12 protein-coding genes are annotated in these 16,094 nt (G+C 40.8%); 9 read left to right on the top strand and 3 right to left on the bottom strand.

Translation table 11 applies throughout. The features are described 5' to 3' along the window. Positions 1-72: 72 nt before the first annotated feature. Positions 73-2,850, bottom strand: a complete 2,778-nt coding sequence (locus ABJF57_RS18510; protein WP_462232829.1) for a S8 family peptidase — start codon at positions 2,848-2,850, stop codon at positions 73-75. A gap of 248 nt (positions 2,851-3,098) precedes the next feature. On the opposite strand from ABJF57_RS18510, the gene ABJF57_RS18505 reads away from it, so the two are divergent. After that, the gene (locus ABJF57_RS18505) at positions 3,099-3,938 is read left to right on the top strand and encodes a M57 family metalloprotease (protein WP_462232828.1); all 840 of its coding nucleotides are present in this window, start codon (positions 3,099-3,101) and stop codon (positions 3,936-3,938) included. A 46-nt stretch (positions 3,939-3,984) separates the two neighbouring features. Here ABJF57_RS18505 and ABJF57_RS18500 read toward each other — a convergent pair whose 3' ends face one another. Next, positions 3,985-4,434, bottom strand: coding sequence for a hypothetical protein (locus tag ABJF57_RS18500; RefSeq protein ID WP_462232827.1), 450 nt, complete (start codon positions 4,432-4,434; stop codon positions 3,985-3,987). Between the two features lie 106 nt (positions 4,435-4,540). Here ABJF57_RS18500 and ABJF57_RS18495 point away from each other — a divergent pair, with 106 nt between their 5' ends. The 8 genes from ABJF57_RS18495 to ABJF57_RS18460 all read left to right on the top strand — a co-directional run bounded on the left by ABJF57_RS18495 (position 4,541) and on the right by ABJF57_RS18460 (position 13,868). Then, the gene (locus ABJF57_RS18495) at positions 4,541-5,056 is read left to right on the top strand and encodes an RNA polymerase sigma factor (RefSeq protein ID WP_462232826.1); all 516 of its coding nucleotides are present in this window, start codon (positions 4,541-4,543) and stop codon (positions 5,054-5,056) included. 3 nt (positions 5,057-5,059) lie between these two features. Continuing rightward, positions 5,060-5,938, top strand: a complete 879-nt coding sequence (locus ABJF57_RS18490) for a FecR family protein (protein ID WP_462232825.1) — start codon at positions 5,060-5,062, stop codon at positions 5,936-5,938. A gap of 8 nt (positions 5,939-5,946) precedes the next feature. Then, positions 5,947-8,598, top strand: a complete 2,652-nt coding sequence (locus ABJF57_RS18485) for a TonB-dependent receptor (protein ID WP_462232824.1) — start codon at positions 5,947-5,949, stop codon at positions 8,596-8,598. Between the two features lie 165 nt (positions 8,599-8,763). Next, positions 8,764-9,768 (top strand): hypothetical protein, encoded by a 1,005-nt coding sequence (locus tag ABJF57_RS18480; protein ID WP_462232823.1) that lies wholly within the window; start codon positions 8,764-8,766, stop codon positions 9,766-9,768. Between the two features lie 235 nt (positions 9,769-10,003). Beyond that, a complete protein-coding gene (locus ABJF57_RS18475; protein WP_462232822.1) occupies positions 10,004-12,622 on the top strand; it encodes an ABC transporter permease in 2,619 nt (872 codons plus the stop codon). Between the two features lie 48 nt (positions 12,623-12,670). Further along, on the top strand, positions 12,671-13,000 hold the full coding sequence (locus tag ABJF57_RS18470; RefSeq protein ID WP_462232821.1) for a PadR family transcriptional regulator: 330 nt from the start codon (positions 12,671-12,673) through the stop codon (positions 12,998-13,000). Continuing rightward, on the top strand, positions 13,001-13,390 hold the full coding sequence (locus tag ABJF57_RS18465; RefSeq protein ID WP_462232820.1) for a hypothetical protein: 390 nt from the start codon (positions 13,001-13,003) through the stop codon (positions 13,388-13,390). It begins immediately after the preceding gene. A 79-nt stretch (positions 13,391-13,469) separates the two neighbouring features. Then, positions 13,470-13,868, top strand: a complete 399-nt coding sequence (locus ABJF57_RS18460; protein ID WP_462232819.1) for a DoxX family membrane protein — start codon at positions 13,470-13,472, stop codon at positions 13,866-13,868. A gap of 55 nt (positions 13,869-13,923) precedes the next feature. Here the strand turns inward: ABJF57_RS18460 and ppk1 are convergent, their stop codons facing one another. Next, positions 13,924-16,020 (bottom strand): polyphosphate kinase 1, encoded by a 2,097-nt coding sequence (ppk1, locus tag ABJF57_RS18455; protein ID WP_462232818.1) that lies wholly within the window; start codon positions 16,018-16,020, stop codon positions 13,924-13,926. Positions 16,021-16,094 lie beyond the last annotated feature (74 nt).

Here is a 16,094-nt window from a genome sequence, read left to right as displayed (position 1 = left end):
AGTTTTAATTAAGTCAAAAAAAATGAAAATAAATCGTAACCATCTGTGAATCAGTGATTAAATATTCACTTTCTACCGAATCAGGATACGACCGGAGTACGTATTATCATCTGCAATCAGGCGATAAAAGTAGATACCCGATTTCAAAGCGTCTGTTGGAATGATATCTTGAGAGCCGTTGATGAGTCGACTGTATACCAGAGCGCCTAGATGGTCCACCAACTCCAACTTTGAGATTCGATTTTCAAACTCCTTGGTTATGATATTCAATGGCTCGCCGGCTTGAATAGGATTGGGGAAGATTCGTAGGGGTACTTCTGTTAAATAGAAAGATGTTCCAGCAGAAAGTGTCAGTTCACGCCCATTTGCGAAATAAATGGTAGCTCTATGTTCATTATATCCTTGATTGGGCATCTCGTCCAGAAAAGCATACTCCTCCTTACTTACATCCGGTATGCCTCCAATCTCTTTATATGAATCACTTTCAAAGCGTTCAAAAACAATCCGCTCAATCCCGGCGGTAGTTCCCAGAGATAAATTCAGGTATATGCCCGTATCAAGCGCAATTGATTGAAAGAAAGAGAAAACATAGCATTCAACACCTTGAAGTGTATAATCAAAGGCTGGTGTTGGTAAAAGCTGCTTACCACTGGGGAGGTTAGGCTGTATGGAAAATTGCCTACTTGCAAAAACTCCTTTATCAGGGATAACTAAAAATGTATCTGCAGTCGTTGCAAATTCTTCCATATTCTTTTCACCAAGACTCGAAATGGTATAATCCATCGCATTTGGTGAGACATCCCACCTTAACATCACAGAATCGCCGCAATTAAATCCTACTTTAGCTGAGAGCGGTTCGGAAATAGTGAAAATATCTGTTTCAAAAACCTCTCCTCCTATTTCCATTCTGGCTCTTACTTCATCATTTACGATTGGTGGATTATTCCATCGCCAATGGCCCGCTGCTAAATCAACATCTGATGCTAGCGTTGTCCAATTTGTATCATCGTTTGAATATGTGAGTGTCCCCATACCATTCATGGTCGTGCTCCATCTAAAATAAGAGCCTGTCTCTCCATTGTAAGGCATGTTGTCACTTCCTGTTGGAAAATCCCACTCAAAGGAATCGACCGTATCGTATTGCCAGACAATGTAAAAGTCCTGAAATTCTGACACACTCGTACCCTCGACCTCAATGGTATAGCTTAGCAGCGGATCTGAAATTGTTACCTGTTCTACATTATTCAACACATCAATACCCCTTGATGCCTCCTTTGCCAAATCAGTAGCGTTTGCATTCTCATTGAGTACCCATGGCAGTGTAGGCGCTCCGTCTTCGTCCATTAGTCTTAAGTCAAGGTCATTGACGAGTGCTGGAAAATCATTTACATTGGCCGGTAAATCCGTCCAACAAAGCGTGACTTTCAGATTGATGGCATTAGCTGGGATATTCAACGTAAATGATTCAACTGCCCCCATGCCCACGGTGCCTCCATCAAATTGACGATCTCTCAGTGCTTGTAAACTTCCCCACGCATCCACACTACCATATCCAGATAAAAAATCAAGTCCTGGTGGTCCAACATCTTTCGCTCCATTAACCAGCAGGGCTTTATTCAAAGCAGAAGGCAAATCACCAGCTTCTATTTCTGCATACTGCTGCTGTAAAAGGGCTGATATGCCAGAAACCAAGGCTGCCGAGTTTGAGCTACCCACCATACTGTACGCGACAACTTCTGGCTTGACTCTACCATCGTATGCGGGACCTCTGGACACGAATGAGGGAACATTCCCAACTGTATCCACAGATCCTACGACTAATGCATTTTTAGTCATTTTGATGTTTCCGGTAAGGTTAGCAAATCCTTCAATTCCTTCGTACATACCATCTGCAGAAAGCTGTAATCCTTCATTTCCACTTGAAAACACATGCAATAGGCTTCTGTTTTGAAACGCACTCTGATCAAATGCTCTGGCTTCAACACCGTATTCACTTGCTCTGGTAATTCCATACGAGTGGTTTTGTGTTTTAATTCCAAAATCCTGATAGTGCTGATCCGTATCAGGCATGGCATCACTAAAGTCTGAAGAGGTGATCGTAATTTCGCTTGCGACTCCTCTACCCGTGATGAACGAGTTGCCAGCACCCGCAATTACGGTTGCCATCTCAGTCGCATGATTATCTACGACTTCACTTTCCAAACCAGACACCCGTGATCTCCCCAAAAGATCAATGTCTGTGACATTGAAGTTATTTTCCTGGATGGAGATTGTTTCCGTGGAACCATTCAGCAGGGGGAAGTTGTGATGAATCTTGTTTACCAAATTGGGATTGAGGTTCATATCAATCACCCTGCTTTCCGTAAATGGTTCATAGACTTTATTGGTTATGTGAATAACATCAGGATTAGAAAGGAACTGCATCATTTCCTCCCTATTTCCTTTAATTAAAATCGTATTGTGGGATGCATATTGGTGGACAACCTCAAAAGAATTCAATGCCGAACGATCGAAATTTTCAGTAGTGACGAGATAGAAGTAAGGAACCTTAGCATGTTCATCCAAATTCAACTTCCATGTATCATTAACCTTCCAGGCTTTGCCAAACTCTCCAGCATATCTTCCATTCACCACATGGTGATTTTCGTCAATCGATCTTAAAATCTCATAGTTTATCTGTGATTGCTTTATTACTGGCCCGCTCGCCTCAATCAAAAAAGTACGCACTGTATCGATGAGGTCTGAAGATGTGATTTCATCCTCAACAACTAGCTTCCAATCATCACGTTTTTGTGTAAATCCAGCGATTGACCAAACAATCGCTAACATACTTAAAACTATCCCTCTCATAGGTTTGGCAAATTAGATAAAAGACAGGATATCTTCGATGAAAGAATATAATTCTACGATAAGATCAAATTTTGTAATAAAAAAAGCTCAAATATGAATCAATGAAGAATATTAATTTGAATAAAATATTAAATAGCCAAATAATATTCTGATTATCAACTGATAATGTTGATAAAAAAATAGAATGTTGTTTTTAATTGTAAAAACAGAATTTTATATTGCCTGTAAATGTTTAACCTAATATAATTATGAGAAGATTAAATTATGCGCTATGGAGCGTGCTAGTCATGTTTCTAGCATTCGGTTTCACCTCTTGTTCTACAGAGGATGGACCACAAACAGAGGAGATTTCTGATGAAGTCTTGGCACAGTTTTCTGACCTTGGATTCGACGTGAGTGATATTCAAGTAGTCAATCATCTTAATCCTATTACAGGAGAATCAAGTAAGCAATATCAGCTGGAGGGCGATATCTTGATCCCTGAACATCAAATGAGAGACATGCTTGATAGCGATGTTGCTCATATTGGTGCTGTTGGTGAGCAATACAGAACCAACAACCTTGTGAGTAATAATCAAACCATTACCGTACTTGGGTACACCGGTGGGTCAAACGCGCTGGATAATACCATGCGAACTGCACTACAGTGGGCCGTAAACAACTATAACAGATTGAATATCGGTTTGAATTTCACTCTTGCTTTTGGCACCAATTTCCAGTCTTATGACATGGTGGTGTATAGAGTAAGTGGAGGTGGAGGTGGATCTGCTGGATTTCCTTCCGGTGGAAACCCGCACAAATTCATCCAAATTCAGTCAGGCACAAGCAGTTTCGGTACCAACACAACAGAACATGTAATCACTCATGAAATGGGTCATTCTGTTGGTCTTCGTCACACCGACTATTTCAACAGATCCCTTTCATGTGGAACTGGTGGAAATGAAGGTAGCGGAGGTGTTGGAGCCATCCTAATTCCTGGAACTCCTTCCGGTTTTGATGCTAACTCAATCATGCTTTCTTGCTTCGCTGCAAATGAAGATGGAGAGTTTGGAAACTTCGACATTGTAGCTTTGGAATACCTTTACTAATCTGCAAAGATCGCCCTCAAATAAGCCGGCTCTCGAGTCGGCTTATTTATGCTATATCCTTGATTTTAAATGATTTACCGTTGAAAAAGAAAGAATCTTCTTTGCTTTTCTCCATCATTGCTTTTGCCAGCGGGGCCTCTCCAGAAACCGCAAAAACCGATTGGTTTTCCAACGTAAGTGGGCCAACAGCTGCACTGATGAAAAAGGTTGCCTGTTCTGTTTGCACCAAACAACCATAGGACACTTTATCATACTTTTTTTCGAGGTTAATTGTGTTCAAAGCTGCGATCTGGTTCAAAAAGACTTCCATCTGAGATCCTAACCGATTTCGCTCCTGCATCATCATCTCTCGACTGGTTTCATACTTGTCGCCCATACTGCTCTTAGTCTCCGATGTAGCAGACTCTCTGATGGCCTCAAGCTCTACTTTAATATCTGTTATTTTTTGAGTTAACAAATCGAGGAAAGCCTTGCGAATTTTCGTCTTAGAAATCATATAAAATCAAACTTAATTCTAAAAAACAGTAGGGTGAAATTCATTTGAACTGTATCTATAAAGAAATGATGTGGGGAGGCATGTATATTTGAGTTGGATTACTCAAATGAAAGTCACCCGCACAATCACCAAAAATGAACTGAAAGAACTCTACGATGAGTATTTCGAGAGTTTACGTGGTTTTTTGTATTATAAAAGTGGTGACATGGACTTGGCAAATGATTTAGTTCAAGAAACCTTCATTAAGGTTTGGAGCAAAAGAGATAATATTCAAATGGAAACGGTGAAGAGTTTGTTATTTACCATAGCAAATAACTTACTGATGAATCATTTCAACCATGAAAAGGTAGTAAGAGAGCATCAAAAATCAGCCAATGTTCAAATCTCTTCAAATACCGCATCTCCACAATTTCAAATGGAAGAAGCTGAATTTGAGGAAAAGTTAAACACTGTCATTGAGCGTCTACCTGCTGATTGTAGAGAAGTGTTTTTGATGAATAGAATAGATAAATTGAAATACGCAGAAATTGCTGAGAGACTTGATTTGAGTGTGAAGGCAATCGAAAAGCGGATGAGCAAAACACTAAGTATCATAAGGGAGAGTCTGGGAATGAAGATTTAACGAATGGATGATTTAGAAAAATATAAGGACCTACTAAATCACGAATCAAATGACGTGAATGATGAGATTGGCGAGTTTCTCGAAAAGTCTTCTCATATCCGCATGCCACAAAGTAAGACTAAGGAAGATATTTGGAATAAAATAGAAGAGCATTTAGGTGAAGAAAAGAAAACGGCGATCCCTCTTTGGAAATACCTAAGTGTTGCTGCTTCTCTACTCCTGATTGCCTCGGTTGTGTTTTTATCGAATGAGAAGAGTGTGCCAGCTGCTATCCATTCAAGCACATTGGCTGCTGAGTCAAAGACAATAGAATTACCAGACGGCTCGCAAGTCATTCTAAATGCAAATTCCACTATTAGCTATGCAGAAAATTGGGATCGGAAGGTGAGTTTGCAGGGAGAAGCATTCTTTGAAGTAGTCAAGGGTGGGAAGTTTTCCGTAAACACAGCCATCGGGTCAGTCGAAGTTTTAGGTACTTCATTTAACGTGTTTGCTCGTGATTCTACATTTGAGGTCGCTTGCAAAACCGGGAAGGTGAGAGTGGAAATCCCCTCTAAATCAGTGAGCGAGTCAATTACTCCGGGAGAGTCTATAAGATTAGATGCAGACACTGTAAAACGTACTTCCCTGGACAAAGAGCTGGTGGGAAGATGGCAAGCTGGTATTTTCTATTTCAGTGACCAGAGGCTTTCGAGTGTTTTGCTTGAAGTCGAAAGGCAGTTCGATGTGAAAGTAACATTGCCAGACTCCATTGATTACTTATTCGATGGATACTTCACAAACAAGAATATTGAAGGCGCACTTGATATGGTATGCCTTCCTTTGGGTCTGGACTATGAGCAGACAACACGCGGCACTTATGCAATTAAGGAACCTGAATAGGGTCACCTATGAGACCACTTACTACCACAATTTTTTTATTTGCTTCTGCAATCTGCTTTGCACAGCAAAATTTTGATCTAACGATCGAGAATGAATCGTTGACAAGTGTCATTAAATCGCTTTCCAAGAATTATAATCTAAAGTTCTCCTACAGTCCACGAGAGTTGTCTAAGCACACCTTGACAAAAAACATCAAGGCTAAAACACGTGCAGAACTCATCAGTGCAATTTTCGAAGATCAACCATTCGATTTAAAGCTGACAGATGGCATTTATTTAATTATACCAAACAAAAGAAAAGTAAAACCAAAGAGTCCGATAATCGGACAAGTATTGGATGACTCAAGTGGTGAGCCTCTGGCATTTGCGCACGTGCAAACAAGTTCGAATGGCACACTTAGCTCTCAAAATGGCCGATTCAACCTACCTCCTACTGAAGACACGCTGACCTTAACAATCAGCTACATAGGATACGAAAAGCTTGAATTGCGGGTCCATCCGAATCAAGAAAATTTAAAAATCAGGATGAATCAAAATCCGCAGGAGCTACCTGAAGTAGTCTTGACTGCTGAAGTTGACAACTTCAATCCTGCGCCTTCTTTTTTCAGTCTCAACCCACAACAATTCAGCTCTCTACCCATGCTAGGTGAAACAGACGTATTTAAAACATTGCAGCTTTTACCTGGTGTAAGAGCCACTGACGAGACTTCCTCAGGCCTTGTGGTGAGAGGCGGTTTACCTTCGCAGAACCTGATTTTGATGGATGGGTTTACTTTATACAACCTTGATCATTTCTTCGGCATTTTCAGTACCCTCAACCCCAATGCCATTAACAATGTAAGTATATACAAAGGAGGATTTGGACCTAGGTATGGAGGGAGAGTCTCTTCAGTGGTAGACGTAGCTGGCAAAAATGGTGGTGCCGACGGGTTCAACGGGAGCGCCGGTTTAAATATGCTATCATTTAATACAACTTTAAAAATCCCGATCAGCCGGAAGACCTCCGCTCTAGTCGCCTTTAGGCAATCTTTTACGGATATAATCAACTCCGACCTCTATCAGGAATTTCTAACTTCCAACCGACAAAACTACCTGGAGTCAATAAGCCCGGAATTGAACAGCTTAGGGCTATCTCCTTCTCTCAGATTTTATGATATCAACGCAAAAGTTCAACACCGATTCAGTCACAATTCTGTTTTTGATGTGAACTTTTATGTGAGCGAAGACAACTACTCCGCAAACTATGTGGACGGAGACGGTTTCTCAGAGTATGCTGTTCTGGATTTGTCAGATTGGAGCAATGCGGGAATAAGTTTGAATTTGAAAAGTCAATTGAACCCGCAATGGTTTAACAGTACTACTTTGAGTGCTTCTGAGTACAAAGAGGAAGAATCGCTATCGATCACACAGACATTTTTTCAAGATGTGGCCTTTGTCGGGGACAGCATTGCCGCCAACTCTGCCCTCACCTATTTCAACTATGGTGTTGAAAGCTCTGTGGGTGATGTAACCCTTAAATCGCACAATGAAATAGATATTGATGATCAAAATATTATTTCTGGAGGCATTGAGCTCAATTCTCTATCCACGAAATACCGAACAAGTCAGGGGTTTTTCGAAGAGCTTTCATCAGCGGAGAGCTACAGCGACACATTGGAAATAGAAGCCAATATTGTGAGTCTTTACGGCAACTACCAATTTAGAAAAAAGGACATCACAGCCAACCTTGGCTTAAGATCATCATTTTATGAACCAACCGACAAGTGGTACCTCGAACCCAGGTTTGATTTAGGCATAAAAGTCACTGACCGTTTTGCACTCAAAGGGGCAGCTTCTTTTCATCACCAGTACATCACCCAAACGTCGCTATCCATCTTACAAAACTCTGATCAATTCTACTGGATTTTAGCAGATGACAGAATTATTCCTGTACAGAGAAGTACTCATTTCATTTTTGGAGGGAATTATAATTGGGACAAATGGTCGCTGGATGTTGAATATTACAATAAACAAACGGAAGGAATAATTGAAAGTCAGTTTCTGGTCTTGCCACCTGAAATAATTGACGCCTTAAGGCTTCAGGAGCTAAATTTATCAGGAGAAAACAACTCCGAAGGATTGGACGTATTCCTAAAGTATAGGGATAAAACATTTACATCATTGATCAGCTACTCTTTGGGTCGCTCCGAAAATTCATTTTGGTACCGCAATCAAAACAACCCCTATCCTTCCAGTCAAGACCAAAGACATGAACTGAATTTTACAAATATTATCAAATTTGGAAAATGGGAATTCTCGAGTGTTCTTCTTCTTGGTTCAGGACAGTCATATACCCCTGCCAATCCAGAATTTAACATAACCAATGACTCCGTATCATTCTACGATCTCACGCGCATTAATCAAGCAAGACTTCCTGCATATAAGCGGTTAGATATTTCCGCCAAATACACGTTCAATATTGGAAGTTTAGTCTGCGAATCTGGCGTCACATTCTTCAATGTCCTGGATCATAGAAACATCAGGTCAAGAAAATTTACGGTTCGGTATGTCTTTGGCGAACAAAGTGAGGTGGCCGGCGCTTCTGATGAACTAGTAGTCGTTCCTCTTGACACATACTTACTTGGTTTCACACCTAATTTCTTCATTAATATCCGCTTTTAAGGATAGTTTTCTTGTTTTTCCATTTTTTCGGTAGGGTAATTTTCGGATTACATGTACCATTATCAGCACACGGAAAATGTCTGCAGTCAACATGGTTTTCTTAAAACAAAAAGAGGAAATTCAACATGACCACAGTGTGTGCCATTAAACAAAAAAAAATTGCATATGAAAACTAAAAAAACAATTGTCGCCTCAATATGGATCGCAGTAGCTATGCTGGTTTGGTCATGTGAAGAAAATACGGACTTGGTAAATCCTGATCAAGAAAATATTGTCGCTCAAAACCTATTGGTAAATTCAAATTCTGCAGTAAACAAATTGAGAGGAAATGGAATAGGTGGTCCAATGGGAGCTCTCTATGGAAACTTTCAGAATGGAAGAAATGGAAGAGCCAACCAATCGTCATCTCCATCAAAAATGTTCAGAAGTTCGGCAAAAGCCTCTTCAGACTCAACAAACACTCCGCCTTCTTGCCTAATAGAAACCTGGGAAGATGATGGTAACGGAAACTACACATTTACTTTAGACTTTGGTGATGGGTGTGACTACTACGGAGAATGGCTGAAAGGTAAGCTTGTTGAAAAAGGGACTTACAACGAATCCAGCTTTAGCTCCACAGCTACATATACCAATTTTGGTGGACATGACTGGACCATTGATGGCACACATAGCTACAGTGGAACATGGGGAGAAGCAACTAAAACATCCGAGCCTGCAGATTCTGCCAACTACAATGCGACATACGAATTCAGCGCAGACTTACGTACCAGTTATATGGAATATGGTCATGATTCAACGGAGGAAGTTTCAACTGGCGAACGACTGGTTGAAGTGGACTATGTAGCTCAAGGATCAGAAGAAGTTGACCAGGATGGTTACACTGTGAAAAGCAGATCTGAATCCATATCTGTAAGCACTGGGCAATCATTCACGTCGAAAGTTGACACTCCCCTTTTCTATGATTTTAGTTGTGAATCTGAAGATACCTGGATATATGTAAGCGGACAAGAATCTGGAAGTTATACGGTGGGTGATCAGACTGGAACCTATAGTATTAATTATGGGGATGGAACCTGCGACAACATTGTGACTGTGACAGAAAATGGAAAATCAGAAGAAGTAGACTTAGGCCAAATCTGGAAAGATTGGGAAGAAGAATGTGGTAGTTAATTTAATTGGTTGGTTAAAGAGCTCCTGGTCTGATTCCAGGGCTCCTTTCTTTTACCTTCACTGATTAAGTAAACTCATAAATCAAAGACTCGGCTAAATGCTGAGTCTTTTTTTATGATCAATTTCTACAAAAACGAAACATATTAAAAATTAACTCGTTACACATCCACTATATCAATTTCTACATATACGAAAGATTTAGTAACCTTACGGATAATGGAGAGTTATTAACGACATGAAGCAGCACAAAATCAGACCTCCAGGTTGGATTAAACGATTAATCAATCGATACTGCGAGCCTTATTTATTCGAAGGTATTTCCGGCGATCTGGAAGAACTATTCTTTGAAAATGTAGAATTGAAAGGTCTTAGAAAAGCCAGAATAATATACCTCATGCAGGCCATTGGTTTTTTTAGGATGCGATTCAAAAAACGTTCTAAAAGAGTATCTAACATGAAAGCAATCTGGTCCAACTACCTACTGACATCCCTTCGCTCACTGAAAAGGCATAAATCGTTCTTCGCCATCAACCTTATTGGATTGATCACGGCGATCTCCTGCTCACTATTTGCAATGGTGTACATTTTTGATGAATTGCAATATGATCAGCAGCATGGTGACATTGATAAGACATATCGCTTGTATAAACACTATGTAAATCCAGCTGAAGGCATTGATCGTTTAACCTATGAAACGTCAGGGATGATGGGGCCAACAATGACCGCAGAGTATGCGGAAATTCAGGAATTTGTAAGGTTATGTCCCTGGTTTTCCAAAGCAACCATCTCTTTTGATCAAAATAATTTTGGGACAGAAAATCTGTACTTCGCTGATTCCTCTTTTTTCCGATTTTTCGACTTCCCTCTGCTTAAGGGTGATCCTGCAACGGTGCTAGCAGCACCTTCATCCATTGTCATCAGCGAATCGTTAGCAAAGGCAATTTTTGGCAACCAAAATCCAATAGGAGAGGTCGTGGTAGGACTTCATGATATGAACTATACCGTCACCGGTGTTTTCGCTGATGTGGACAGACGGTCATCGTTGCAGTTTGACGCGCTTATATCCTGGAGTACAACTGTCCCTGGAGTAGGCCCACTTGCCTATCGCTGGATGAACAATTGGTTGGCTCAGGGTATTTTCACTTTTATCAAATTATCAGAAGGTGCCAACCCTGAATCAGTGGTAGCGCAACTGCCTGATATGATGAATAAACATTTTGAAGAACGCGCAGACGTGTATACGCTAAAGTTGCTACCCTTAAACAAAATGTATCTCTACGGGGAAGACATTCAAAATGGAAGAGGAATGAAAGCTGGAAGTATCACCTTCGTTTATACCCTGGCTTTTTCGGCATTACTAGTATTTCTCATTGCTAGCGTGAACTACGTAAATATCATGCTTTCGCGATCGACAGAATCTCACACCGAGGTGGGAATTAGAAAGGTGATGGGATCGACCAGACAACAGCTACTGGGTCGTTTTATAACTGAAACATTCATAAGCACTTCCATTGCCACGATCACCAGCTTTATAGCTTTGGTGATTATCATCCCCTACCTAAATCCACTGCTTGGCAAAGACCTTGCTATTTCAGCTTTGTTTCAGCCAATCGTAATTGGTGCCGCCTTATCATTTATTCTTGTGATCAGTCTTTTTGTAGGTTTATATCCTGCGCTTATGCTCTCTTCCCCGCCTGTATCGATCATCCTTCAAAGATCATCATCGGTTGGCTCCACCGGGTGGTTCAGAAAAGTACTCATGACCTTGCAATATGCAATTTCCATTTTTCTGATCGTCTGTACTATCGTCGTTATCCGACAAACTAACTACCTGAAAAATAAGCCATTGGGTTTTGACAAAGAGCAAGTGATGGTAATAGATGTTAACAATGAGGTTGATCAAAAAATTGATGTCTTTGAAGCAGAATTATTGAAAAACCCAAACATTGAGTACGTTTCAACATCCAGATCCGCCATCGGCTCAGGGACTTTTTCCACCACCATTTTTCCTGAAGGATATACAGACGAAGTGTCCACTCGGATATTCGGGGTAGATCAAGACTTTTTTGACACCTACGGCATGGAACTGAACTATGGTCGTACATTCTTTAAGCGATCGCTGGCAGACTCCAACAACTTGGTCATTAATCAAGCCATGGTGGATCATCTCGGATGGGAGGATCCAATTGGAAAACATATTCGATTCAGTGAGGAAGGAGAACCGGCAACCATCATAGGCGTGGTGAATAATTTCCACTACAACTCATTAGCAACTGCCTCAATCGAACCGTCCATATTGTATCTAAATACGAGCACGATCTGGAATACTTCCGTGAAGATCTCCGGAACCAACCAGCGCGAAACGATCGCATACATAGTTGAGGTATGGGATGGGTTGGCAAATAGAACTCCAATCGATTTCTACTTTGTAGATCAATGGTTTAATGAACAATATCAAAAAGAGACCCAACTGCTGGGTATGTCTACCATCTATTCCATCATAAGTATTCTGCTTTGCGGATTAGGACTTTATGGTCTCACTGCACTCATTCTGCAACAAAGACAAAAAGAGATCAGCATCCGAAAAGTACTTGGTGCCACTGTATCATCGATAGTTTCACTGATCAACAAGCAGTTTGTGCTAATCATCGGCATTAGCTTCTTCATTGGGGCTCCTCTTGCCTATTACCTTGTCTCTCAGTGGCTGGATCAATTTGTTTATAAAATATCTATCGACATGTTTGCATTCGTCATTGCCGGGCTGCTCACCCTATTTATAAGCATTGTCATAATTAGTGGATTGTCAATACGAACTGCCAACACAAACCCGGCCAAGACCTTAAATAGAGAATAGCTTTTGAACGTAGTACAGCTCAAATACAACCAATAAATAGACCATTGTATGAAAGGAACAAATCTTGGCGAATTAGAAGAATTAATCATGCTAACAGTCGCGCTACTCTACGATGAAGCTTATGGAGTTGCGATTCAGAAAGAAATTAGGAAACGCTGCAATCGATCCATTACCATAAGTACCGTCCATGCAGCCTTGGCACGCTTACAGTCCAAGGGTTATGTAGATTCACGGTATGCTGGAGCCACATCGGAAAGAGGCGGAAGAAGAAAGCACCTGTTTCAAGTAACAAAAGCTGGTCAAAAAGTGTTGCAACAGGTGAAGGAACAACGAAATGCTATTTGGGATGAAATACCCGGAGTGGCATTCAATAATTAGATGATATTCGATACATCTTATTCAGACAAAGAAACTACCCGAAAAATAGACACAACTTTAGGCCATTCATTTTCATGGAAGCAACGATTAAGGATGGGTGGTATTGGCTCGCGCCGAATGACCATAAGTGACATAAGTAAGCAGTATAAGAAGTATATGAACGCTGATCATTACACCTCATCTGCAAACATCGAACTAAGACCGAAAGGCATTATTCTTCACTTTCGACATAAACTACAATCCTATTCATGGATCATGCCTTTCGAATCTTTAAATATTAGATTCGATGGGAGGCTAAGATTGGAAAGCGATGGATGTTTCATCCGGTTCGACGATCCTCAAAACACCCGATTTATCAATCGCATGATCCGGCATTGTGAGAACTTTTAGCACTTCTCATTGGAAATGATCTTGCAAAATCATTTGTATGTATGTACATTTAATGTAAATACTTTAACCAACACGTATTATGACAACAGAAAACAAATCATTGAGAATCGCTGCTACAGTAGTTCGCTATCTCATGGGCCTAATCTTTTTGGTATTTGGCCTAAATGGCTTTCTAAATTTCCTTCCACCACCTCCAATGGAGGGCGACTTGGTAACGTTTATGGGTGGATTGATGGCATCAGGATATTTCTTCCCGCTCTTAAAGGCCACTGAAGTACTAGCTGGTGTGCTTCTCCTAAGTGGATTTTATGTACCCCTTGCAATTGCGGTATTGGGGCCTATAACACTAAACATCTTTTTTGTCCATGCATCAATGGAACCATCTGGACTCCCTATTGCGATTTTCGTTTTTCTAGCGAATCTCTTCCTAGCATACGCATATAAGGAAAACTTCAAAGGTATTTTTCAAAAGAAGTAAGACCGGAACGTTTTTAAACGAAGAACAAAGCTCACCAGAGGTGGGCTTTGTTTATTTAAAACAGCTGCGCCTGCATAATAGACTCTCGCTTCACCTTATAAAATTCCTGATGAATATCAAAAGCCTTGTCACCATTTGGCTCTAAATGGATATAGGAACCATCCTCATTCATCTCATAGGAGTTTACATTATCCTTAAGGTTATAAGCCAGTATATTAACGGCTTGTTGCTTAAGCAACGGATCACGGATGATGAATAGCGATTCCAAACGCCTGTCGAATGAGCGAACCATCATATCAGCACTGCCACAATATACTTTTGAATCTCCGTCATTGTGGAAGTAGAAAATTCTTGAATGCTCAAGGTACTCTCCTACAATAGATCGAACGGTAATATTCTCGCTCAAGCCTTCTCTACCAGGCCGAAGGCTACAAATCCCACGCACGATGAGTTTGATAGGCACCCCTGCTTTAGATGCATCGTACAATGCATAAATGGCATCTTTATCTTGCAGCGAATTAAGTTTGATTACAATACCGCTTGCTTTACCAGCAAGGGCATTTTCACGCTCATGATTAATGAGTGCTATAAGGTCACGACGCATCTGCATAGGTGCGGTGATGAGGTTATCATAATCTTCAGGCATGGAATGGCCAGTGATTACGTTGAAAAACTCCTGCACATCATTTGCATAAGATTCATCAGAAGTCAGCAAGCTCAGATCGGTATAGAGCTTAGAGGTAGCTTCATTGTAATTACCACTGCCCATATGCACAAAACGATTCACCTTCTCCTTTTCCTTTCTAACAATCAAAAGGAGTTTGGTATGTGTCTTCAAAGACCCCACGCCATAAATCACGAAGCATCCCGCTTTCTGAAGCTTTTGTGCCTGCTTCATATTATTCTCCTCATCGAAACGTGCTTTCACCTCGAACAGTACTGAAACGTGTTTTCCATTTTCTGCCGCATTGAGTAAAGCCTCAACAACCCGGCTGTTTTTTGCTAGTCTATAAATGGTGAGCTTTATCGACAGCACATGTGGATCTTCGGCCGCTTGTTCCAACAAATCCAACAGAGGTTCAATAGTATTGTAAGGATGGTGCAGCAGGATATCTCTTTCTTTGAGAATCTTGAACATGTCCTGATGCTCCACATCTGTCATGCTTATAGGAGCCGTAGGTTTAGAGCGGATGGGCTTAAACGAATTGAATTCTTCTTGATTAACAATCTGCCATAGACCTGTAAAGTCTACCATGGATCCTACAGGTGATACAATGACATTCTCGTTATCTATTTCATAGCGCTTCTTAAGTTGCTTTATCAACCATGGGTCAGCCTCTTCCCCTACTTCTAATCTCACCACCCTGCCGGTCTTTCGGGTTTTGAGTTTTTTCTTCATCTCCTCCAAAAAGTTGGCTTCAATGTCTTCAGATTCCTCAAGGGTAAAATCTCCATTTCGCGTTACACGAAACAAGGAACTGGAAATGATTTCAACGTTTTTGAAAACGCGATCCATGTGCTGTTTCACAATCCTTTCAATCGGAACAAAGATGACTTTTTCTTTATCGTTGATTGCGTAAAATCGGGGTAGGTTTTGTGGCAACTGAATGAAGGACATCTTCTTTTTTTCCTTCGATCTCAATGTCTTGGTGACCACTCCAAAAATCAAGATGTTGTTCATCAAAATCGGGAAGGAATGGTAAGGGTCAAAAACCATGGGCGTCAGCATCGGGAAGATGGTCTTCTCGAAATACTTGCTCGCGGACTTTTGTTGCTTCTCGTCTAGCTCATCATACCCTTTGATCTCAAAATTGTGCTCTTTAAATGACGGCTTGAGGTCAAGGAAAAGCTGATTTTGCTGCTTACCAAACTCTTTTAAACCTGCGAGCAACTCATTTTTGAATGGAATGGATTGAAGCCCGGAGTAGTCTACCCGGTCATTGCCGAAATCCAGGTAATTATACAAACTACCTACACGAATCATGTTGAACTCGTCTGCATTGCTCGAAGTAATGGCTAAGAACTTGAGCTTTTCGAAAAGGTTTCGCTTTTCCTTTCTTGCCTGATCCAATACACGCTGATTGAACTGCAGCCAGCTAAGATCCCGACTGATCAGATCACTTTTACCGATGAGTTCTTGTGTATTTTGCATTTAGGAAAGATCTGAAAAAAGTTCAGAACGACTATCAGAAAAAATCCAAATAGTCACTCTGAACTTATCTCAGT

Origin of the sequence: Ekhidna sp. (assembly GCF_039940915.1) — a bacterium.
Taxonomy (GTDB): Bacteria; Bacteroidota; Bacteroidia; order Cytophagales; family Cyclobacteriaceae; genus Ekhidna.
Note: the sequence above shows the minus strand (reverse complement) of the source record. Positions and strands in the feature narration are given on the sequence as shown.